The sequence below is a fragment of the Streptomyces violaceus genome (assembly GCF_036014075.1).
Classification (GTDB): domain Bacteria; phylum Actinomycetota; class Actinomycetes; order Streptomycetales; family Streptomycetaceae; genus Streptomyces; species Streptomyces violaceus.
Window position 1 is genome coordinate 1,211,866 of the sequence record NZ_CP107911.1, and the last position, 19,777, is coordinate 1,231,642.

At 70.9% G+C, this 19,777-nt stretch carries 17 protein-coding genes and 1 riboswitch; of the genes, 1 reads left to right on the forward strand and 16 read right to left on the reverse strand.

Annotated features, from left to right (window positions below; genetic code table 11):
• Nucleotides 1–4 precede the first annotated feature (4 nt).
• The 3 genes from OG542_RS05470 to OG542_RS05480 form a co-directional block, all read right to left on the reverse strand.
• Nucleotides 5–721: a DUF6250 domain-containing protein gene (locus OG542_RS05470; RefSeq protein WP_328408696.1), complete on the reverse strand. Its 717-nt coding sequence runs from the start codon at nucleotides 719–721 to the stop codon at nucleotides 5–7.
• A gap of 173 nt (nucleotides 722–894) precedes the next feature.
• On the reverse strand, nucleotides 895–1,809 hold the full coding sequence (locus OG542_RS05475) for a M23 family metallopeptidase (RefSeq protein WP_328408698.1): 915 nt from the start codon (nucleotides 1,807–1,809) through the stop codon (nucleotides 895–897).
• Between the two features lie 2 nt (nucleotides 1,810–1,811).
• Nucleotides 1,812–1,975: riboswitch (cyclic di-AMP (ydaO/yuaA leader) on the reverse strand.
• Nucleotides 1,976–2,292: 317 nt separating this feature from the next.
• The gene (locus tag OG542_RS05480) at nucleotides 2,293–4,368 is read right to left on the reverse strand and encodes an alpha-galactosidase (protein ID WP_328417778.1); all 2,076 of its coding nucleotides are present in this window, start codon (nucleotides 4,366–4,368) and stop codon (nucleotides 2,293–2,295) included.
• A gap of 180 nt (nucleotides 4,369–4,548) precedes the next feature.
• Between OG542_RS05480 and OG542_RS05485 the strand changes: the two genes are divergently transcribed.
• A complete protein-coding gene (locus tag OG542_RS05485; protein ID WP_311128830.1) occupies nucleotides 4,549–5,346 on the forward strand; it encodes a tyrosine-protein phosphatase in 798 nt (265 codons plus the stop codon).
• A 20-nt stretch (nucleotides 5,347–5,366) separates the two neighbouring features.
• Here the strand turns inward: OG542_RS05485 and OG542_RS05490 are convergent, their stop codons facing one another.
• From OG542_RS05490 to hpnC, 13 genes are all read right to left on the reverse strand, one after another.
• Entirely contained in the window at nucleotides 5,367–5,486 is a 120-nt protein-coding gene (locus tag OG542_RS05490) for a DUF6126 family protein (protein ID WP_037834720.1), read from the reverse strand.
• On the reverse strand, nucleotides 5,483–6,124 hold the full coding sequence (locus tag OG542_RS05495; protein WP_328408705.1) for a helix-turn-helix domain-containing protein: 642 nt from the start codon (nucleotides 6,122–6,124) through the stop codon (nucleotides 5,483–5,485). The genes OG542_RS05490 and OG542_RS05495 overlap by 4 nt, the downstream gene beginning before the upstream one ends.
• A gap of 74 nt (nucleotides 6,125–6,198) precedes the next feature.
• The gene (locus tag OG542_RS05500; RefSeq protein ID WP_328408707.1) at nucleotides 6,199–7,614 is read right to left on the reverse strand and encodes an aspartate aminotransferase family protein; all 1,416 of its coding nucleotides are present in this window, start codon (nucleotides 7,612–7,614) and stop codon (nucleotides 6,199–6,201) included.
• Nucleotides 7,611–9,506 (reverse strand): 1-deoxy-D-xylulose-5-phosphate synthase, encoded by a 1,896-nt coding sequence (gene dxs / locus OG542_RS05505; protein ID WP_328408709.1) that lies wholly within the window; start codon nucleotides 9,504–9,506, stop codon nucleotides 7,611–7,613. The genes OG542_RS05500 and dxs overlap by 4 nt, the downstream gene beginning before the upstream one ends.
• A 27-nt stretch (nucleotides 9,507–9,533) precedes the next feature.
• Nucleotides 9,534–10,691 carry a flavodoxin-dependent (E)-4-hydroxy-3-methylbut-2-enyl-diphosphate synthase gene (gene ispG, locus OG542_RS05510; RefSeq protein ID WP_311128827.1) on the reverse strand — a complete coding sequence of 386 codons (1,158 nt, stop codon included), beginning with the start codon at nucleotides 10,689–10,691 and terminating at the stop codon, nucleotides 9,534–9,536.
• A gap of 5 nt (nucleotides 10,692–10,696) precedes the next feature.
• A complete protein-coding gene (gene hpnH / locus OG542_RS05515; protein WP_311128826.1) occupies nucleotides 10,697–11,719 on the reverse strand; it encodes an adenosyl-hopene transferase HpnH in 1,023 nt (340 codons plus the stop codon).
• A 5-nt stretch (nucleotides 11,720–11,724) separates the two neighbouring features.
• A complete protein-coding gene (locus tag OG542_RS05520) occupies nucleotides 11,725–12,366 on the reverse strand; it encodes a phosphorylase family protein (protein ID WP_261678260.1) in 642 nt (213 codons plus the stop codon).
• Nucleotides 12,366–14,360 (reverse strand): squalene--hopene cyclase, encoded by a 1,995-nt coding sequence (gene shc / locus OG542_RS05525; protein WP_328408711.1) that lies wholly within the window; start codon nucleotides 14,358–14,360, stop codon nucleotides 12,366–12,368. Before shc ends, OG542_RS05520 begins: the two co-directional genes overlap by 1 nt.
• Nucleotides 14,361–14,482: 122 nt before the next feature.
• Nucleotides 14,483–15,547 carry a polyprenyl synthetase family protein gene (locus tag OG542_RS05530; RefSeq protein WP_184590135.1) on the reverse strand — a complete coding sequence of 355 codons (1,065 nt, stop codon included), beginning with the start codon at nucleotides 15,545–15,547 and terminating at the stop codon, nucleotides 14,483–14,485.
• Between the two features lie 77 nt (nucleotides 15,548–15,624).
• A complete protein-coding gene (gene hpnE, locus OG542_RS05535; RefSeq protein WP_328408713.1) occupies nucleotides 15,625–17,037 on the reverse strand; it encodes a hydroxysqualene dehydroxylase HpnE in 1,413 nt (470 codons plus the stop codon).
• The gene (locus OG542_RS05540) at nucleotides 17,034–17,633 is read right to left on the reverse strand and encodes a DUF6380 family protein (RefSeq protein WP_328408715.1); all 600 of its coding nucleotides are present in this window, start codon (nucleotides 17,631–17,633) and stop codon (nucleotides 17,034–17,036) included. The genes hpnE and OG542_RS05540 overlap by 4 nt, the downstream gene beginning before the upstream one ends.
• Complete coding sequence (gene hpnD / locus OG542_RS05545) at nucleotides 17,630–18,580, reverse strand: presqualene diphosphate synthase HpnD (protein WP_193477169.1); 951 nt, start codon at nucleotides 18,578–18,580, stop codon at nucleotides 17,630–17,632. The genes OG542_RS05540 and hpnD overlap by 4 nt, the downstream gene beginning before the upstream one ends.
• Complete coding sequence (hpnC, locus tag OG542_RS05550) at nucleotides 18,577–19,479, reverse strand: squalene synthase HpnC (RefSeq protein ID WP_328408717.1); 903 nt, start codon at nucleotides 19,477–19,479, stop codon at nucleotides 18,577–18,579. The genes hpnD and hpnC overlap by 4 nt, the downstream gene beginning before the upstream one ends.
• Nucleotides 19,480–19,777 lie beyond the last annotated feature (298 nt).

Consider the following 19,777-nt stretch of genomic DNA (forward strand, 5'->3'; position numbering starts at 1 on the left):
CCCGTCAGAGATGTTGCGGGGTCAGTCGCCAGACCCGGAAGCCCGTGATCCGGAAGTGACTCCACACGGTCCGGAAGGCGAAGTGCCCGCTCGTGTACGGCTGTGGGTCGGTGTAGTCGAAGACGAGGCGCCCGTTGTTCCACCATCGCACCGTCGACCCGTCGGAGACGATCCGGACCCGGTTCGGCTCGCCCGGGACCAGCAGCGGCTCTGTGTAGTCGTAGATCAGGGGACGCACACCGGCCAGGCCCACGTAACGCCGAAGCCGGGTCGTGCTGTTGTAGTTGGCCCCGTACCCGGCGTAGTACGTCGTCAGGTGGTCGTACTCCTCCAGCGCCCCGCCACGCGACGTCGCGAAGAGGTCGTCCGGGGAGCGGACGTCGGTCGCGTTCCAGAAGTTGTTGAGGTCCGAGACCCGGTCGTTGACCCCACCCTCGGAGACGGGCGTGGCGGTGTACTCGAGGACGTACGGCCCTTCGATCCGCTGCCGGAACCAGACGGTCGCTCCGCTCGGTACGTCGATCTCCAGGACCCCGCGGGAGGCGGTGACGGTGCCGCCGTCCTGGAGTTCGGTCGCCCACCTGCCGAGGCCGTGGCAGAAGTCGTCGTGGGCGATCAGGCGGCGGTGACGGGGAGCGGCGTTCGCGGTCGCCGCCGGGGCGAGGGCGGCCAGGGCGGCTCCGGCGGCCAGGGCTCCGAACGTTCTCCGGGTGGTCGGCACGGGACACAACTCCTTCGGAAAGCGCTTGCACTCACGACGGGATCACTGTGTCCCAACTGCCGCGTCCTGTCGATCCCTTGAGACGATCGGCGGCCGCGCACACACCGAAGGCCGGACCCGGGGATCAGGGTCCGGCCTTCGGCCGCGTGTCAGGCAGGTGGTCGTGCGGTCGGTCAGCCCACGGAGACGCCGTGCGAGCGCAGGTAGGCGACCGGGTCCAGGTCCGAGCCGTAGTCCGGCGTGGTGCGGATCTCGAAGTGCAGGTGCGGTCCGGTCACGTTGCCGGTCGCACCGGACAGGCCGATCTGCTGCCCGGCGGTCACAGTTTGGCCGGCCGAGACGGAGAGCGAGGAGAGGTGGGCGTACTGCGCGTACTTGCCGTCCTCGAGCTGGATGACGACCTGGTTGCCGTACGCGCCGCCCCAGCCGGCGGAGACGACCGTGCCCGCGCCGACGGCCTTGAGCGAGGTGCCGGTCGGGACGACGAAGTCGACACCGGTGTGGTAGCCGCTGGACCACATGTTGCCGGACATGTGGTACGGCGTGCCGACAGAGGCGCCGTCCACCGGAAGGCTGAAGCCGGAAGCCTCGGCGGCCGGCTTGGCGGCAGCCGGCTTCGCGGCGGTGTCGGCCTTGGAGGACGACTCGCCGGCGGACGACTTCTCGGCCGAAGCCTTCGGCGCCTTCGGCGCGGACGACTGCGCCTTGGGCTCACCCGCCGCCTTCTTGCCGACCGAGAGCTTCAGGCCCGGGTGGATCAGCGACGGGTCGGCACCGACCGCGTCACGGTTGTCGGCGTAGAGCTTCTTCCAGCCACCGCTGACGTTCTGGTCTTCGGCGATCTTCGCGAGATAGTCGCCGGCCTTCACGGTGTACGTGCGAGCGCCCGTGGCCTTTTCGGCGGCCTTCTTCCCGGCGGCCGGAGCGGACTGGACGGCCTTTTTCGGAGCCGACTGCGGGGTGGCGGCGTGGGCGCCGGCGGCCCCCATGAGCGGAAGGGCGAGGGCGGCCCCGCCGGTTCCGGCGACGGCGATGGAGCGGGTGAAGCGCTGGGTCTTCGGGCGGCGGTGCTTACCCTTCGCGGGCATGGCGATTTCCTCTCCGTCGCCTGCGAGGTGAGCTGTCGGGTTCGGGCTGGAGATGCCCGGCCGCGCCGAGGCGCGGCTTAACCCCAAGCCGTTCCGGGAACCGGAACAGGCGTCTTACCTGTGGGTCCCCCGCTCCTGCCGTACGTCGGGTCAGCGTGTGGGGCTCCGGGCGGCGGCAGGATTAGGCGTCCGTCCGGATTGGTGTGGAACGTAAGCGACCAAGACGCAATGGGACAAGCTTGCGGTTGCCGGTGAGAGCGTTTTTCTTGACGCGTCGGCACATTTCCCGTCACCGAGCGTGGATTACCGATCTCCGACTTTCCTCAATGTCCCTGAATAACGCAGGAATTACGTGAACATGACGACAACAGATCGTCACGAATATGACGATGGTCACGCACCCCGACCTCATCTCCTTTACGATCGGGGCACGTTATACCGAAGCACCTTAAGTGCCCTATTCGCCTTATTCGGACAGAACGACTACTTGAGCCTAAGGCGGACGACCGCGGCATCCAGGTCGCCCCGCAGGCCGACTCGCAGCCCATGATGGGCGAGTACGACCCCTCGGTGAACTTCGCCCGTTTCAAGGCATTCGTACGTCGCTGTCGGGTCGAGGCCTCGCAGCCGGAGCGCCGGAACAGGCTCGCCGTAGCGCTGCGCCTGGAGCCAGGCGAGGACGACGGTCTCGTCACCGAGGACGTACTGGACCGCACTCAGGCCGCCCTCCGGGGGCCGCAGCCGGTACAGGTCGCCGCGCTGCACCACGGGCCGGATCTCCTTGTAGAGCCCCACCCACTGCCGCGCCTCGGCGAGCTCCTCCGCCGTCCACTTCGTGAGGTCGCCGCCCACCCCGAGCACCCCGGCCATGGCACTGACGAACCGGAACCGCAGGGAGCTGGCCCGCTGGTTGAGCATGGCGTTCGGACTGTCGGTGACCCAGGCGGCCATGACCCGGGCCGGATGGATCTGGCTGAAGCCGTGCTGGATGGCGAGCCGGTCGAGCGGGTCGGTGTTGTCGGAGGTCCACACCTGGTCCGTACGGCCCAGCACCCCGAGGTCGATCCGGCCGCCGCCGCCCGAGCAGGACTCGAAGGCCACGCCCGGGTGGGCCGCCCGCAGTCGGTCCAGCAGGCCGTACAGGGCGCGGACGTGGTCGACCCACAGCCGCTGCGGGTAGGGGTCGTCCGGCCAGCCGGCATCGGAGAAGCAGCGGTTGAAGTCCCACTTGACGTAGTCGATCGGCGCACCGGAGAGCAGCCCGTCGAGCCGCTCCCACAGGTACTCCTGGACGTCCTCGCGGGCGAGGTTCAATACGAGCTGATTGCGGAACTCCGTCCGCTTTCGTCCCGTTTGGTGCTGCACCCAGTCGGGGTGCGCGCGGTACAGGTCGCTGTCCGCGTTGACCATCTCCGGCTCGACCCAGATCCCGAACTGCATGCCGAGACCGTGCACATGGTCGGCGAGCGGCTTCAGCCCGCCCGGGAAGCGGTCGGGGTTGGGCGTCCAGTCACCGAGCCCGGCCCGGTCGCTGGTCCGGGACCCGAACCAGCCGTCGTCGACCACGAACAGCTCGACGCCCATGGCCGCGGCCCGCGCGGCGAGCGCCCGCTGCTGCTCCTCGGAGATGTCGAACTCGGTGGCCTCCCAGGAGTTGAACAGCACCGGCCGGTCCCGGTCCGCGTCCGGGACGACGTGGGTCCGCTGGTAGGCGTGCCAGGAGCGGCTCGCCCCGCCGAAGCCGCCGTCGCTCCAGAGCCCGGCGAAGACGGGGGTCGTGTACGACTCGCCCGTGCCCAGCATCAGCAGGCCCGAGTCGTCGTAGCCGGCGCCGCCGGTGATCTGCACACGGGCGTCCGGGAGCTGGGCCACGGCGACGCGCCAGGACCCGGACCAGCCCAGTGCGCAGCTGTAGACCTCGCCGCGCTCCTCGGTGGCGTCGGTGTCGAGGGCGACCCACGGCAGGTGCTGGTGGGAGGTGTGGCCGCGGCGGCTGCCGATGACCTTCTCGCCGTGGGTGAGGGCGGAGCGCGTCAGCCGCGACTCGGCGCCCCAGCGGCCGTGCAGCTGGGACAGCCGCCAGGTATCCCGGTCGGGCAGGGTCCAGGTGGCGGAGTCGGCGCGCAGCAGCTCGACGGCCGGCCCCCGGTTGTCCAGGGTCACCCAGCGCTCGACCACATCCGTCGAGGAACGCATCCGGTAGTGCAGCGTGACGGCGAGGTCGCCGTCACGGAACCGCAGCCGCAGCTCTCCGTCCTCGGTGTCGTGCCCCTCGAGCACCCACTCGGTGCCGCGCCGCTCGGGCGTGCGTACGGACAGGGCGGGGCGGACGAAACGGGGGCCGCCCTCGACCGGGTACTCCTCGCGCCCGTCGAGCGGGGCCTCGAAGGGCCAGTAGTCCGGCAGCGGCCGGACGGCGAGGGCCTCGGCGTCGGCGAGGCCGATCCGTGGGCCCCAGTGCAGGTGCAGCAGCTCGTCCCGGTCGGTGACATGGACGGCGTAGCTGCTGGCCGGCCCGGAGAGCACCCACGTACGACCGTCTTCGGAGATGTCCACCATCATGCCCTCACAGATTCGAACAAGCCCGATCAGGTGCGACCAGACGGCAACATCATCAAGGGCTGTGGGGGCTCCGGGCAACGTCTGTGGACAACTCATTGCCCCAGGCAGGCATGTCGTATCGTCGAGTGGTGCCCGCCGACGAGCCGCGGCGGGCGGCGCCGAAGGGGAGGAGCCCTCGTGACACAGCAGGTCCCGTCGACCGAGCCCGAGCTGGCCGGAGTGCGCAACTTCCGTGATGTGGGCGGACTTCCGACCGTGGACGGACGGCGGGTGCGCCAGGGAGTGCTGTTCCGCAGCGGCCACCTCGCGCACGCGACCGGTGAGGACGCCGCCTTCCTGACCACCCTGGGCCTGCACACGATCTTCGACTTCCGCAACGGGGCCGACCAGAAGCTCGAGGGGCCGGACGTCGAGCTGCCGGGCGTGCGCAATGTGAACCTGCCGCTGAGCGACCCCGCCGAGGGCGCCGAGTTCTGGAAGATGGTCCGCGACGGCGACCTGGACCAGCTGCGCGAGATCCTCTCGGACGGCAAGGGCGCGGGCCGGATGATCGCCTCCTACCGCACGATCATCAAACACCGCACCGCCGAGCACTCGAAGGTGCTGCACGCGCTCGCCGAGGACAGCGTCCCCGCGCTGATGCACTGCGCGGCGGGCAAGGACCGCGCGGGCCTGTCGGTCGCGGTGACGCTGCTCGCGGTGGGTGTCGAGCGCGAGGCGATCGTCGAGGACTACCTGAAGTCGAACGCCAAGCACCGCCGCTACAAGGTGCGGCGCAGCGGCTCCGCCGACTCGGCCTACTCCCCCGAGGTCATGGAGCTGCTCAGCCCGCTCTTCGACGCGCGCGCCGAGTACCTGACGGCGGCCTTCGACACCATCGAGGAGGCCTGGGGCGGCGTCGACGCCTATCTGGAGAAGGGGCTCGAGATCACTCCGGAGACCCGCGAGCGCCTGCGCGAGCGGCTCCTCGACTGAAGGCCTCCAGGGAGTGTCCGCTAGCGGGCCCCCGCCTCGAACAGGAAGTACACGAACGCGGCGAAGACGTGCCCCATCACGAGGTAGATGAACAGCCGCACCCACAGGGCGCGCGGGAACTTCTCCTCCATGTCGCTCAAGGCGTCTCTCCAGGGGTGGGGCCCAGGCACAGGGTTGCCGTGGGGCTCTGCAGCAGGGTATGGACGAAGAGCAGCTCGACGCCGTCGTGGTCCTCGGCGGCGATCCGGTGCGGGGTGAGCGAGTCGAAGTGGGCGCTGTCGCCGGGCGCCAGCCGGTGCGTGGTGTCCCCGAGGCGCAGCCGCAGCCGGCCCCGCAGTACGTGGAGCCACTCCTCGCCCGGGTGCACGCGCACGACGTCGCCCTGGGAGCCGTGGGGCACGTGGACTCGCAGGGCCTGCATCCCGCGGCCGGAGGCGCCGGCCTGCCAGTACGTCCAGCCGCCCGCCGTGGTCGGTTCCATGTCGGCAGCGCGGACGACGGCGTCCCGGTCGGCGATCGTCTCACCGAGCAGCTCGGCGACGGTCGTACCGTAGACGCGGGCGAGCGCGAGCAGCATCGGCAGCGAGGGCTGGCGCTGTCCGGTCTCCAGACGGGAGAGGTGGGCGGGCGACAGCCCGGCGGCGCGGGCCGCGGCCTCCAGCGTCAGGGAGGCCTGGTGCCGCAGCGCGCGCAGCTGGGGCGCGACGGCGGGCAGCGCACCGGGCTGGTCGGCCGGCGAGTCGGCCCCGGAGGACCGCTCGGTCTCGGAGGAGCTCATGCCTCCATTCAGCCGGAGCCTTGCCCTACTGGCAAATTTCTTGCCTCACAGGCAAAACAGGTAAAACGAACGGCTCATCGGTTGGCCACCGCCTGCTTGACCAGGGTCTTTCCGAAGTCCCACACCAGACCGCCGTTGTGCGCGTCGTCCATCACGGCGGTGAAGGCGTCGACGAACCGGTCCACCTCCCGCTCGCCGATGATCAGCGGCGGGATCAGTTTGATCACCTCCATGTGGTCGCCGGAGACCTGGGTGAGGATCCGGTGCCGCTGGAGCAGCGGGACGACGACCATCTGCGCGAACAGTCCCTTGCGCGCGGCCTGGAGCATGGCCCAGCGGCTGCGCAGCTTCAGCGACGTCGGGCGGCCGAACTCGATGCCGATCATCAGGCCCCGGCCGCGGACGTCGGCGAGCATCTCGTACTTGTCGGTGAGCGCCGCAAGCCGTGACCTGAGCTGTTCCCCGGTGGCGCGGACATTGGCCACGACCTGCTCGTTCTCCATCACCGACAGCACCGCCAGGCCCGCGGCCATGGCCTGCGCGTTGGACCCGAAGCTCGCCGAGTGAACCAGCACCCGGTCCATGGACGAGTAGACCTTCTTGAAGATCCAGTCCTTACCAAGGGTGGCGCCGACCGGTACATAGCCGCCGGAGAGCGCCTTGGCCACGCACACCAGGTCGGGTTCCACACCCTCCTCGTGCTGGTAGCCGTAGAAGTCGCCGGTCCGGCCGAGGCCCGTCTGCACCTCGTCGGCGATGAGCAGCGCCTTGTGCCGGTGCAGGAGTTCCTGCGCGGCGAGCAGATAGCCGGGCGGGGCCGCCAGCACGCCCTTGCCCTGGATCGGCTCGACGATCAGGGCGGCGACGTCGCCCTTCTTCAGCTCCCGTGCCAGCGCGTCGAGGTCGCCGAGGGGTACGGCCGTGTCGGGCAGCAGCGGGGCGAAGCCGTCGCGGAAGCCGGACTCGCCGTTCACGGAGAGGGAGCCGGTGGTGAGGCCGTGGAAGGCGTGCGCGCAGTACAGCACCCTGGGTCTGCCGGTGACGAACCGGGCGAACTTCAGCGCTCCCTCGACCGCCTCCGTGCCGCTGTTGCCGAAGAACACCCGGTCCAGGTGCGGGCTGTGCGCGAGCAGCTTCTCGGCCAGCAGGCCGGGCAGCGGCTGGCAGTCGAACCGGGTGAGATCGGCGAGCCGGGCGTCCAGGACGTCGTGCAGGGCCTTGCGTACGACGGGGTGGTGGCGGCCGATGCCCATCACCCCGAACCCGGCGAGCATGTCGAGGTAGTCGTTGCCGTCCGCGTCGTAGAAGTAGGCGCCCTCGGCGCGCTCGTAGACCTTGTCGAAGCCGATGGTGTGCAGCATGCGCGGGAGCTGGTGGTTGAGGTACCTGGTGTGCAGCTCGTAGCGCTCGGCCGCGCGCTCGGCCAGCAGCTTGCCGAGGTCGAACTCCCCGGCCTGCGACGACTGAGACGCGGACTCGGCGGTTGTCATTCCAGTGGCTCCTTGGACAGCTCTTGCTTGACGGCCAGGCTCGCGCTGATCCGTCCGGCGATCTCGACGGGTGTCAGGCCGATGTCGGCGAGCACCTCGCCGCGCTTGGCGTGCGCGAGGAACTGCTCCGGGATGCCGAAACGCCGTACCGGTACGTCGACGTCGGCGTCGCCGAGGGCCAGCGCCACGGCCGAGCCGACCCCGGCCGCCCGGCTGTTGTCCTCGACGACGGCGACCAGGCGGTGTTCGGCGGCGAGGCCCGGGAGCGCCGGGTCGACGGGCTTGACCCAGCGGGGGTCGACGACGGTGCAGCCGACGCCCCGGGCTTCGAGCAGTTCGGCCGTTTGGAGGCAGACGGGCGCCATGACGCCGACTGCGACGAGGAGCACCTCCGGCCGGTCTGCCCGGTGCAGCACGTCCAGTCCGCCCACCCGGTCGAGAGCCGGGACCGACGGGCCGACGGACTCCTTCGGGAAGCGCAGCAGGGTCGGGGCGTCGTCGACGGCGACCGCCTCGCGCAGTTGGGCGCGCAACTGGTCGGCGTCGCGCGGCGCGGCGATCCTCAGGCCGGGGACGACCTGGAGGACGGACATGTCCCACATGCCGTTGTGGGAGGCCCCGTCGACGCCGGTGACTCCGGCCCGGTCCAGGACGAAGGTCACCCCGCAGCGGTGCAGGGCAACGTCCATCAGGAGCTGGTCGAAGGCGCGGTTGAGGAAGGTGGCGTAGACGGCGACGACCGGGTGCAGACCGCCCGTCGCCAGGCCCGCCGCGGACACGGCCGCGTGCTGCTCGGCGATGCCGACGTCCCACACCCGGTCCGGGAACCGCTCGGCGAACCCGCCGAGGCCGACCGGATGCAGCATGGCGGCGGTGATCGCCACCACGTCGTCCCGCTCCTCGCCGATGCTGACGATCTCCTCGCCGAACACGGAGGTCCAGGAGGGGCCGCCCGCCGGTGAGAGCGGCACGCAGGTCAGCGGGTCCATGACGCCGACGGTGTGGAAGTGGTCCTCCTCGTGGGCGAGGGCGGGTTCGTAGCCGCGGCCCTTCTCGGTGAGGCAGTGGACGAGGACCGGTCCGTGGAACCGTTTCGCGCGCCGCAGGGCGGACTCCACGGCCCCGATGTCGTGCCCGTCGATCGGGCCTACGTACTTCAGGCCGAGGTCCTCGAACAGGCCCTGCGGGGCGAACGCGTCCTTGAAGCCCTTCTTCGCGCCGTGCAGGGCCTCGTAGAGGGGGTGGCCGACCAGCGGCGTGCCCTGGAGCACCTCCTTGCCCCAGGCCAGGACCCGCTCGTAGCCGTCGGTCGTGCGGAGGGTCGCGAGGTGGTTGGCGAGGCCGCCGATGGTGGGGGCGTAGGAGCGTTCGTTGTCGTTGACGACGATGATCAGCGGCCGGTTCTTGGCGGCCGCGATGTTGTTCAGGGCCTCCCAGGCCATGCCGCCGGTCAGGGCGCCGTCGCCGATGACCGCGACGACATGGCCCTTCTCCCCCTGTACCTGGCGGGCCTTGGCGAGCCCGTCGGCCCAGCCGAGTGCCGTGGAGGCGTGGCTGTTCTCGATGACGTCGTGCTCGGACTCCTCGCGCGAGGGGTAGCCGGACAGGCCGCCCTTGCCGCGCAGTTTGGAGAAGTCCTGCCGTCCCGTCAGAAGCTTGTGGACATAGCTCTGGTGGCCGGTGTCCCACAGGATGCGGTCGACCGGTGACTCGAAGACCCGGTGCAGGGCGATGGTCAGCTCCACCACGCCCAGGTTGGGTCCCAGATGGCCGCCGGTCCTGGCGACCGCGTGCACCAGGAACTCCCTGATCTCGTCGGACAGTTCACCGAGTTCCGCCTCGGACAGCGCCTTCAGATCGCGTGGTCCCCGGATGCTCTCCAGAATCGTCACGTCGGGCCCCCTTCGGTTCCGTGCTGCTCAGCTCACGGTGACGGCGGGCTCCCCCGGCCCCGTGCCGTCCTGCTCCATCTGCTCGGCGAGCTTCATCGCCTCTTCGATCAGCGTCTCGACGATCTTCGACTCGGGGACGGTCTTGATGACCTCGCCCTTCACGAAGATCTGCCCCTTGCCGTTGCCGGAGGCCACCCCCAGATCGGCCTCCCGCGCCTCGCCGGGTCCGTTGACCACACACCCCATGACGGCCACGCGCAACGGCACTTCCATGCCCTCGAGTCCGGCCGTGACCTCGTCGGCGAGCTTGTACACATCGACCTGGGCGCGTCCGCAGGACGGACAGGAGACGATCTCCAGCCGGCGCTGCCGCAGCCCCAAAGACTCCAGGATCTGGATGCCGACCTTGACCTCCTCGGCCGGCGGCGCGGACAGCGACACCCGGATCGTGTCGCCGACGCCCCGGGACAGCAGCGCCCCGAACGCCACCGCGGACTTGATCGTGCCCTGGAACGCCGGGCCCGCCTCCGTCACCCCCAGGTGCAGCGGGTAGTCGCACTGCTCGGCGAGCTGCTGGTACGCCTCGATCATCACGACCGGGTCGTTGTGCTTGACGGAGATCTTGATGTCCTGGAAACCGTGCTCCTCGAACAGCGAGGCCTCCCACAGCGCGCTCTCCACCAGCGCCTGAGGGGTCGCCCTGCCGTACTTCTGGAGCAGCCGCCGGTCCAGCGACCCGGCGTTGACGCCGATCCGGATCGGGGTGCCGTGGTCCTTGGCGGCCTGCGCGATCTCCTTGATCCGGTCGTCGAACTGCTTGATGTTGCCGGGATTGACGCGGACGGCCGCGCAGCCCGCCTCGATCGCCGCGAACACGTACTTCGGCTGGAAGTGGATGTCCGCGATCACCGGGATCTGCGACTTGCGCGCGATGGTCGCGAGCGCGTCCGCGTCGTCCTGGGTCGGGCAGGCGACCCGGACGATCTGGCAGCCGGACGCGGTGAGTTCGGCGATCTGCTGCAGGGTGGCGCCGATGTCCGACGTACGGGTCGTCGTCATCGACTGCACCGACACCGGGGCCCCGCCCCCGACCGCCACCGGACCAACCTGGATCCGGCGCGATGCGCGCCGCTCGGCGACCGGCCGGGCCGGCACCTCGGGGACACCCAGCGAAATGGCGGTCATGGCATCTACTCCCGGTTCCCGGAGACCGTCTCGCGCAGGGCGCGCAGGGACTCCTTCAGCGATCCCATGGTGGCGAGCACGGCGGTGGGCTCGTAGCCGCAGTGCGCCATGCAGTTGGCACAGCGCGGGTCCTTGCCGCGTCCGTACTTGTCCCAGTCGGTGTCCTCGACCAGCTCCCGGTACGTCGGCACGTACCCGTCGCTCATCAGGTAGCAGGGGCGCTGCCAGCCGAACAGCGAGTAGTTCGGGATCGCCCACGCGGTGCACGGGAAGTCGACCTTGCCCTCCAGGAAGTCCAGGAAGAGCGGGGAGTGGTTGAGCCGCCAGCGCCGCCGGTTGCCGCCCGCGAACGCCTTCTTGAACAGCTCGCGGGTCTGCTCCACGCCGAGGAAGTGTTCCTGGTCGGGAGCCTTCTCGTAGGCGTAGGCGGGCGAGATCATCATCTCGTCGACCTTCAGGTCGTCGTTGAGGAAGTTCAGCACCTCGATGATGGTCTGCGGGGTGTCGGTGTTGAAGAAGGTCGAGTTGGTGGTCACCCGGAAGCCGCGCTGCTTGGCCTCCTTGATGGCCTCCACGGCCTCGTCGAAGACGCCCTCCTTCGCCACCGACTCGTCGTGCCGCTCGCGCAGCCCGTCGATGTGCACCGCGAAGGCGAAATAGGGGGAGGGCTTGAACTTGTCCATCTTCTTGCGCATGAGCAGCGCGTTGGTGCACAGGAAGACGTACTTCCGCCTGGCCACCAGCTGACGCACGATCTCGTCGATCTGCGGGTGCATCAGCGGCTCGCCGCCGGCGATGGACACCATGGGGGCACCGGACTCCAGCACCGCTCCGACCGCCTGCGCGACCGGCATCCGCTGCTTGAGCACCCCGGCCGGGTGCTGGATCTTGCCGCACCCCTCGCACTTGAGGTTGCAGGCGAACAGCGGCTCCAGCTCGACGATCAGCGGGAACTTGTCCCGCCGGCGGAGCTTCTGTTCAGCCAAATATGTAGCGACCTTGATGGACTGTCGAAGCGGCATGGCCATCTGGCTCACCTCCTGGGGAGCAGCAAGGAACGGTGCCATTCGAAGAAAGCGGGAAGGACGGAACGAAGGACCCGGAAAGCTGATATTCCACCGCGCACCGTGCCGATCCGGACGAGTTCATGTTCTGGAGCGTCCACGACCACCCGGACGGCCGCAACAGGGCGCTCGCCCGCGCGCACGGCGCTCAGGAGCGTGACGGCGGACTCCATGTCGACCGCGATCGCGCCGGTGGCGAGGAGATCGGACCGTTCGGGACCGCGTACGACGTGGTCGGAGCCGGTGAGCGGCCCGGTGTGCACGGTCCGCCCGGGTACGGCCCGGGCCAGCTCCTTGACCAGCAGCTCGGTTCCGACGCAGGCGGTCGTGCCACGCGGGTCACGGGTCTCCTCGGCGACGACCAGGTCACCGGGGTGCATGCCTGGTGCGAGGCCCGCGCAGAAGCCGGTGGCCAGGACGGCGGCGTCGCGCAGGGCCGGATCGGCGAGCATCCGGGTCACGGACCGCTCGGCCGCCGCCGGCCCCATGCCCGTGCGCAGCACGGTGACCGGACCGCCGGCGCCGCCCCGGTCGCCCGCGCGCAGGGCGAGCTGCTCGATGCCGAGCGCGCAGGCGATCAGCAGCGGGGCCGGGGCGGGCTGGGTGCTCATCAGCTCCCCTTGTGCCGGTCGGCGAAGGGCTCCCCGTGGACGTACCGGCCGAGCGCGGTGAGCGGGAACACCTGCCGGTAGAGGTGGTAGTTGATCGAGAAGTCCCACGGGAAGCCCGTCCCCGTGAAGTACGGCTCGTCCCAGGAGCCGTCCTCCCGCTGGGTGGCGGCGAGCCATTCGACGCCGCGTTCGACGGCCTTGGATTCCCGCTCCCCCGCCGCGAGCAGGGCCATCAGGGCCCACGCCGTCTGGGAGGCGGTCGAGGCGCCCTTGCCGCTCCACTCCTTGACGTCGTGGTAGGAGCGCAGATCCTCGCCCCAGCCGCCGTCGTCGTTCTGGACCGCCTCCAGCCAGGCCACGGCCCGCCGGATCGCCGGGTGCGCGGCGGGGATGCCCGCGGCCACCAGGGCGGGTACGACGGATCCGGTGCCGTAGACGTAGTTGACACCCCAGCGCCCGAACCACGAGCCGTCCGGCTCCTGTTCGGCCAGCAGCCACTCGATGCCGCGCCGGGTGCGCGGGTGGTGGGCGAGTCCTTCCACCGCGAGCATCTCCACGACGTGCGCGGTGACGTCGGCGGAGGGCGGGTCGATGACCTCGCCGAAGTCGCAGAACGGCAGCCGGTTCGGGAACGGGCTGGTGTTGTCGACGTCGAAGGCGGCCCACGCGCCGTTCTTCGACTGCATGCCGAGGGTCCAGCGCATGCCGCGCCCGATGGCCTTGTCGATCCGCTCCGGGTCGTGGTGAGTGATCCGGCGCAGCGCGAGGATCACCTCGGCGGTGTCGTCGATGTCGGGGTAGTTGTCGTTGTGGAACTCGAACGCCCAGCCGCCGGGCGGCAGTGCGGGCCGCTTGACGGACCAGTCGCCGGGTCTGACGATCTCCTCGCCCAGCATCCAGTCCGCGGCCTTCACCAACTGGGGGTGGTCGGCGGGCAGTCCGGCGTCGACGAGCGCGATGGCGGCGAGGCAGGTGTCCCAGACCGGTGACTGGCACGCCTCGACCATCCGGGCCCCGTCCTCGCGCCACACGGCGAACCGGTCAAGGGACGCCAGTCCCTCCCGCATCACGGGGTGCTCAAGGTCGTAGCCGAGCAGGTGCAGGGCGATGATCGAGTACACGGCCGGGGGCTGGATGCCGCCCCAGCAGCCGTCGTTCTCCTGGCGTTCGACGATCCAGCGGGCGGCGCTGTTCATGGCGGCTCTGCGCAGCCGGCGCGGCGCGACCTTCCGCAGGGCGTGCAGGCCCTTGTCCATCCGCTGGAAGGCGCCGTCCCAACTGACCATCGGTGCCAGGGGCTTGGCGGGGTTCGGGGCGGCCGGGTCGGTGTGCAGCTCGTCGAGCGGGAAGGGCGCGGGGCGTACCGGCCGCTTCGCGGAGACGATCGTCAGCGGCACGATGGTCTGCCGGGCCCAGCAGCCGAAGTCGTAGATGTTGAGCGGCAGCCACTTCGGGAACCAGATGAGTTCCGGCGGGAGTTCGGGCAGGTCCTCCCACTTCCACCAGCCGAACAGCGCGAGCCAGATCCGGGTGAAGACCCGGGCGGCTGCGATGCCGCCCCGCTCGCGGATCCAGGCGGAGGCCTTGGCCATGTGGGGCGCGTCGGGCGCGTCGCCTGCCAGGCGGAGGGCGACGTAGGCCTCGATGCTGGCGGAGAGCTCGCCCGGGCCGCCGTAGAAGGTGGCCCAGGCGCCGTCCTCGCGCTGCTCGCCGCGGATGAAGAGGGCCGCGGCCTGGGTGGTCTTCTCGTCGCGGATGCCCAGGAACTGACGGAGCAGCAGGTCCTCGGCGTCCATCGTGACGTTGGTCTCGAGGTCGCCCTTCCACCAGCCCTCGGCGTCCTGGCGGGAGAGCAGGAAGTCGGTGGCGCGCCGGGTGGCGCGTGCGGCGGCTTCTGGTACCCCGGCCGCCGCGGGGATGTCGGTGTCGTGTTCGCTGGCCGCGGCGGCACGGGGAGGCAGGGCCCCGGTACTTCCGTCGGTCGTCGCTGTCATGGCTTCCCCTTCGTGCAGTGGTGCAAGGTGTGCAGCTGCTGTGGGTCCGCCGTCGGCCGGTGCTCCGTGCTGTCTCGCGGCACCGGCCGGCGACTACGCGAGGGCTATTCGACCGATAGTGATCATCTCTTTCGTACGACGACGAAGTCGGCGAGCGCCGCGAACTGGTCCCGCACCCGGTCGGGCATGTCGACGGCGTCGAGGGCCTCGATGGCGATGGTGTGCTGACGGCGTGCCTCGTCGGCGGTCCACTCGCGGCCGCCCGCCTCCTCGATGAGGGCGGCGCGGGCCGCGAACTCCTCCTCGGAGAAGTTCTCGAAGTCGCTGCTCTTGGCGTCGGCGGCGAGGATCTCGCCGAGCCGCTCGGAGGCGGAGCCACCCGCCGCGAGGGCGGCCACGACCGGCAGCGACTTCTTGCGCTGGCGCAGGTCGCTCCAAGTCTGCTTGCCGGTGGAGACGGGGTCGCCCCAGATGCCGAGGAGGTCGTCGACGGCCTGGAAGGCGAGGCCCAGGTGGTAGCCGTACTTCTCCAGCGTGTCGGCGGTACGGTCGTCGGCGCCGCCGAGCACCGCGCCGATGGAGCTGGCGCAGGCGAGCAGGGCGCCGGTCTTGTTGCCCTCCATCTCCAGGCACTCCTCGACGGTGACGCGGTCGCGGTGCTCGTAGGAGATGTCCTGGGCCTGACCGTCGATCAGGGCGCGGGTGGCGGTGGTCAGACGGCGGGTGGCGCGGCCGGCCTCGACGGTGCCGAGTTCGAGGAGCACCTCGTTGGCGAGGGCGAACAGGGCGTCGCCGACCAGGATGGCCTGGGCGGGGCCGTGCACCTTCCAGACCGTGTCGCGGTGACGGCGCTGCTCGTCGCCGTCCATCAGGTCGTCGTGGAGGAGGGAGAAGTTGTGGACGAGTTCCACGGCGACGGCGCCGGGGATGCCGGTCTCGGGGGCGGCGGACATGACCTCTGCGGACAGCACCGCGAGGGCGGGGCGCACGGCCTTGCCGCCGTCCCCCGCCGTGGGCCTGCCCTGGGCGTCGATCCATCCGAAGTGGTAGGCGGCAACAGTGTCCATGGGAGGTGCCAGGCGGTCGATGGCCGCCCGCAGTACCGGCATGGCCAGGGTCCGACCGCGCTCCAGGAGCGCGGTCACGTCCACCGCGGTCTCTCGAGCGGCCTTCGAGGCCGGGGGCACAGTGGGCACAGTCTCTCCTCTTGTTGCGGTACCGGAGGTGCGGGGGCCGCCTGCCGTGTGGTGCTGGTGATCGAGCATCACGCCGCCTCCTCGAACTCGAAGAGGTGGCGTGGGCGGGGCCGGCCCAGGGCGCCCAGCACGGCGTCCGCCGCGCCGACTCCACTGCGGACCGCACTCTCCATGGTCGCGGGCCACCCGGTGGCGGTCCACGCTCCGGCCAGGTAGAGGCCGGATGCCTTGGTGCGGGCACCGGGCCTGAGGCGCCCGACGCCGGGGGTGGGAGCGAAGGTCGCGGTGCGCTCCCGGGTGACGAAGAAGTCCTTCACCTCGGCGCCACGGGTCAGCGGCAGCAACCGCTCCAGCTCGGGCAGGTACCGCTCGCGCAGCACGGCCACGGGCTCGTCGATCTCGTCCTGCGCCGCCGACTGGGACAGGGCGAGGTACTGCCCCTCGCGCAGCCCGGAGGCCTCGGTCCGGTCGAAGACCCACTGCACCGGGGAGCCGAGGGCGGTGAAGAACGGCCGGGCGAGCACCTTTCGGTCGTACACCACATGGACGTTGAGGATCGGCGCGGTGCCGATCTCCAGGAGCCGCTCGGGGGCGTCCAGGGCCCCCTCGGGCAGCAGGTCGTGGGCCTCACGCTGCGGTACGGCGAACACCACCGCGTCCGCCTCCAGCGTCTCGCCGGGTACCTGGACGCTCCAGCCGCCGTTCACGTTCCTGGAGACGGCGGTGACTCGGGTACGGACCTCGGTGCGGACGCCCGCGGAGTCGAGCGCCTTGCGGGCCAGCCGGTCGTGCAGTTCGCCGAGCGGGACGTGCGCCCAGCCGATGTCGGCCGCGCCCGGGTCGGACAGCAGACCGGTCTTGAACACCATCGCGGCGAGCCCCAGGGAGGCGTCACCCGCGACCGCGTTGAGGGTGGCGACCCCGACCAGGTCCCACAGGGCCTCGACGGCACGCTCCGACTGGCCGTGCGCGGCCAGCCAGCTGCCGAAGTCCTGCGTGTCCAGCGCCGGATCGGCGAGGTCGAGCCCCTTGAGCGCGAGCGCGGCCCGGCCCACCTTGGCGCGGTCGGCGAGCGACAGGTGCGGGTAGGTGGCGAGGCTGCGCCCCAGATGCAGGGGCACGGGCAGCGCGTCGCGGCGCAGCCTGCCGAGCCGGCGTCCCTCGGGCCGCGCGACGTCCAGGACGGGTACGTCCAGCCGGTCCTGCAGCGGAGCCAGCGCCGCGCCCTCGACGCGGTCGAGGAACCAGCGGTAGGCGGTGCAGCAGCGCAGGTACACGTGCTGTCCGTTGTCGACGGTCAGATCGCCGCGCTGGAAGGAGAAGGCCAGTCCGCCGAGTCGCGGCCTGCCCTCGAGCAGGGTGACGCGCACTCCGGCGTCGGCGAGCGCGAGCGCGGTGGTGATGCCGGCGAGCCCGCCGCCCACCACTACGGTGTGCCGCCCGTCCGCGACCGGTCCCTGGGACCGCGTGCCGTGGGTCATCGCGCACCCTCCTCTGCGCGGCGGCCGTGCGCCGAGAGCGGTGCGGGACCGGCCGTCTCCGTCTGGGACGCGACGACGCGACGGAGGGTTGCCCACCGCTTGTCTCCGACGGTGTGGCGGAGGGGGGTGTCGTCGCCGCGCCGGGCCGCCACCACCTCGGCGGAGCCGCCCAGGCCGACGCCGACGAGCGGGCGGAGAGCACCGTCGTAGCCGCGCTGCACCGCCACCACACCGGAGCCACCCGGCCCGGTGCCCACGACCGTGACGCGTCCCCGGTGGCGTGGGGAAGGCGCCGGCCGAGCCACCCCGCAGGCGCGCGGAGTGCGCGCCGGGATGGCGCCGATGGTGTCCGGCCCGTCGTGGGCCTCCCCGCAGGCGCGCGGAGTGCGCGCCGGGATAGCGCCGAGGGTGTCCGGCTTGTCGTGGACCTCCCCGCAGGCGCGCGGAGTGCGCGCCAGAATGGCGCCGAGGGTGTCCAGCCCGTCGTAGGCCTGCCGGCAGGCGCGCAGGTCGCGCGCAGGTACGCCCGCCCACGCCGCATGGCAGACGTGTGCCTCGTCGCCGGCGGCCTCCTCCTGGCCCCGTTCCTTTGTCACGCACGCCTCCTGACGGCCCGTCGGGTCACATGCCGGGCGTCCAGACCGGACAGACCGCGCACGGCGACGTACGCCTTCTCCCGCCCGGGGAGGGAGACCCGGCCGCGCAGCACGGCCTCCGGGTCGCGCTCGATGCGGTCCAGGAGACGACGGTAGATGCCGGCCATGGCGGCGACACAGGCGCCGCTGCGCCGGTCCAGCATGGGGAGCAGCCGGTAGCCCTCGGCGAACAGAGCGCGGGCCCGTCGCACTTCGAAGTGCACGAGGCCCGCGAAGTCGGAGCCCTCCGGTGGCCGTGGCCCGCTGAAGCCGGCCGAGCAGCCGAACTTGGCGAGGTCGTCGGCCGGGAGGTAGGTACGCCCGCCCACGGCGTCCTCGCGCACGTCTCTGAGGATGTTGGTGAGCTGAAGCGCGAGCCCGAGCGTGTCGGCATACTCGGGCGCGCGGTCGACGCCGCGCGCCCCTGGCTCCGTGCCGAACACACCGAGCGAGAGGCGGCCGATGGCGCCCGCGACACAGCGGCAGTAGACCTTCAGGTCGTCCCAGGTCTCGTAGGTCTCGCCGCGGACGTCCATCAGGACGCCGTCGATGAGTTCATCCAGGCCGCCCAGCGGGATCGGGAAGGCCCCGGCGGCGTGCGTGAGCGCGACGGCGACGGGGTCGATGTCGTCCTCGTCGACCTCGCCCTCACGGATCCGGGTGAGCAGCGCCCGGGTCTCCTCCATCCTGGCGACCTTGACATCGTGGGCGAGCGCGCCGTCGCCGATGTCGTCGACCCGCCGCGAGAACGCGTACAGCGCCGACATCGCACGCCGCTGAGACGTCGGCAGCAGCCGGATGCCGTAGGCGAAGTTACGGGCCTGCCGCCCGGTCACGGCCTCGCAGTAGCTGTAGGCGGCGAGTACCGGTGGGGACGCGTGTGGTTCCGACTCCACGGTCCGGATCACCCCTCTCCTCGCAGAGTCACGCCCACCTCACGCAGCAACTGGACCTTGCCGGGCTTGGGCGGGCCGGGAAGTACGTCGTATTCGGCGGCGGCGATCGCGCGGACGGCCGCCCTTCCTCCCGCCACGAACCCTGCGAGCAGCAGCTTCAACCTGCCGTGGACGCTACCCACCAGGGGGGCGCCTTCATTCAGGAGATCCCGGGCCCTTTGCGCTTCATACGCAATCAGCGCACGGACCGACGCTCCGGCGGTTTTCGTGGCGAGATCCGCCTCCTGGACGTGAAAACGCCTCATGTCGGCGGCGGGCAGGTACACGCGGTCGCGGCCGAGGTCCTCGGCCACGTCCTGGAGGTGCTCGACGATCTGCAGGGCCGTGCAGATCATGTCGGAGCGGCGGATCCGCTCGGGCGTCGAGGTGCCGGTGACGGAGAGGACGAGACGGCCGACGGGGTTGGCCGAGAGCTCGCAGTAGGCGAGGAGATCGTCGTACGTCTCGTACCGGGTGACCAGTTGGTCCTGGCGGTTGGCGGCGATCAGGCCGAGGAACGGCTCCGGGGTCAGCGAGCGGCGGCGGACGGTCGGCTGGAGGCGGCGCAGCAGTGGGTGGCGCGGGGTCGAGTCGAAGACCCTGCGCAAGTCGGCCTCGAAGGCGTCCAGCAGGACCAGCCGGTCCTCGGCGTCCTGCGGGGACACGCCGAGCAGCCGGGCGTCGGCACCACCGGGGGCCAGGTCGCCGTCACCGATGTCGTCGACCAGACGGGCGAAGCCGTAGACGGCCATGAGGTCGGTGCGCCAGGCCCGGGGCAGGAAGAAGGGGGCCACGGGGAAGTTCTCGCCCGCGGCCTTGTCGAGGGTGCCGCGCTCCGGATCGAGGGCGCGCGCCGTGCCGGTTCCCGTCACCGCCGGCTGCCCGGCGCGGGGACGGCACGTGCTGCGTGGAGCTGGGGAGTATCCGTAGCCATTGCCGTCACATCTCCCGTTCTACACTGCCGACCCAATACACACTATTTCGGACACGCCGCCCAGCCGTCCGCACGGCTGCCCGACGGGCGGTGTCGCGCATTATCGCCCTGATTGCCGTGTTTCGGGACCTGTACAGCTTACGTTGTACAACGTGTCGGGGTTCGCCAGGGTGTCCCGCACATCACGAGAACACACCGATTGGCCCCAAGCTTCCTGAGATGGACCGGAGTTGACG

What these genes read in the sequence shown, in the direction of transcription:
- OG542_RS05475 (WP_328408698.1), bottom strand. Translation starts at nt 1,809, where the DNA reads ATGCCCGCGAAGGGTAAGCACCGCCGCCCGAAGACCCAGCGCTTCACC.
- OG542_RS05480 (WP_328417778.1), bottom strand. Translation starts at nt 4,368, where the DNA reads ATGGTGGACATCTCCGAAGACGGTCGTACGTGGGTGCTCTCCGGGCCG.
- OG542_RS05495 (WP_328408705.1), bottom strand. Translation starts at nt 6,124, where the DNA reads ATGAGCTCCTCCGAGACCGAGCGGTCCTCCGGGGCCGACTCGCCGGCC.
- OG542_RS05500 (WP_328408707.1), bottom strand. Translation starts at nt 7,614, where the DNA reads ATGACAACCGCCGAGTCCGCGTCTCAGTCGTCGCAGGCCGGGGAGTTC.
- ispG (WP_311128827.1), bottom strand. Translation starts at nt 10,691, where the DNA reads ATGACCGCCATTTCGCTGGGTGTCCCCGAGGTGCCGGCCCGGCCGGTC.
- hpnH (WP_311128826.1), bottom strand. Translation starts at nt 11,719, where the DNA reads ATGGCCATGCCGCTTCGACAGTCCATCAAGGTCGCTACATATTTGGCT.
- OG542_RS05520 (WP_261678260.1), bottom strand. Translation starts at nt 12,366, where the DNA reads ATGAGCACCCAGCCCGCCCCGGCCCCGCTGCTGATCGCCTGCGCGCTC.
- shc (WP_328408711.1), bottom strand. Translation starts at nt 14,360, where the DNA reads ATGACAGCGACGACCGACGGAAGTACCGGGGCCCTGCCTCCCCGTGCC.
- hpnE (WP_328408713.1), bottom strand. Translation starts at nt 17,037, where the DNA reads ATGACCCACGGCACGCGGTCCCAGGGACCGGTCGCGGACGGGCGGCAC.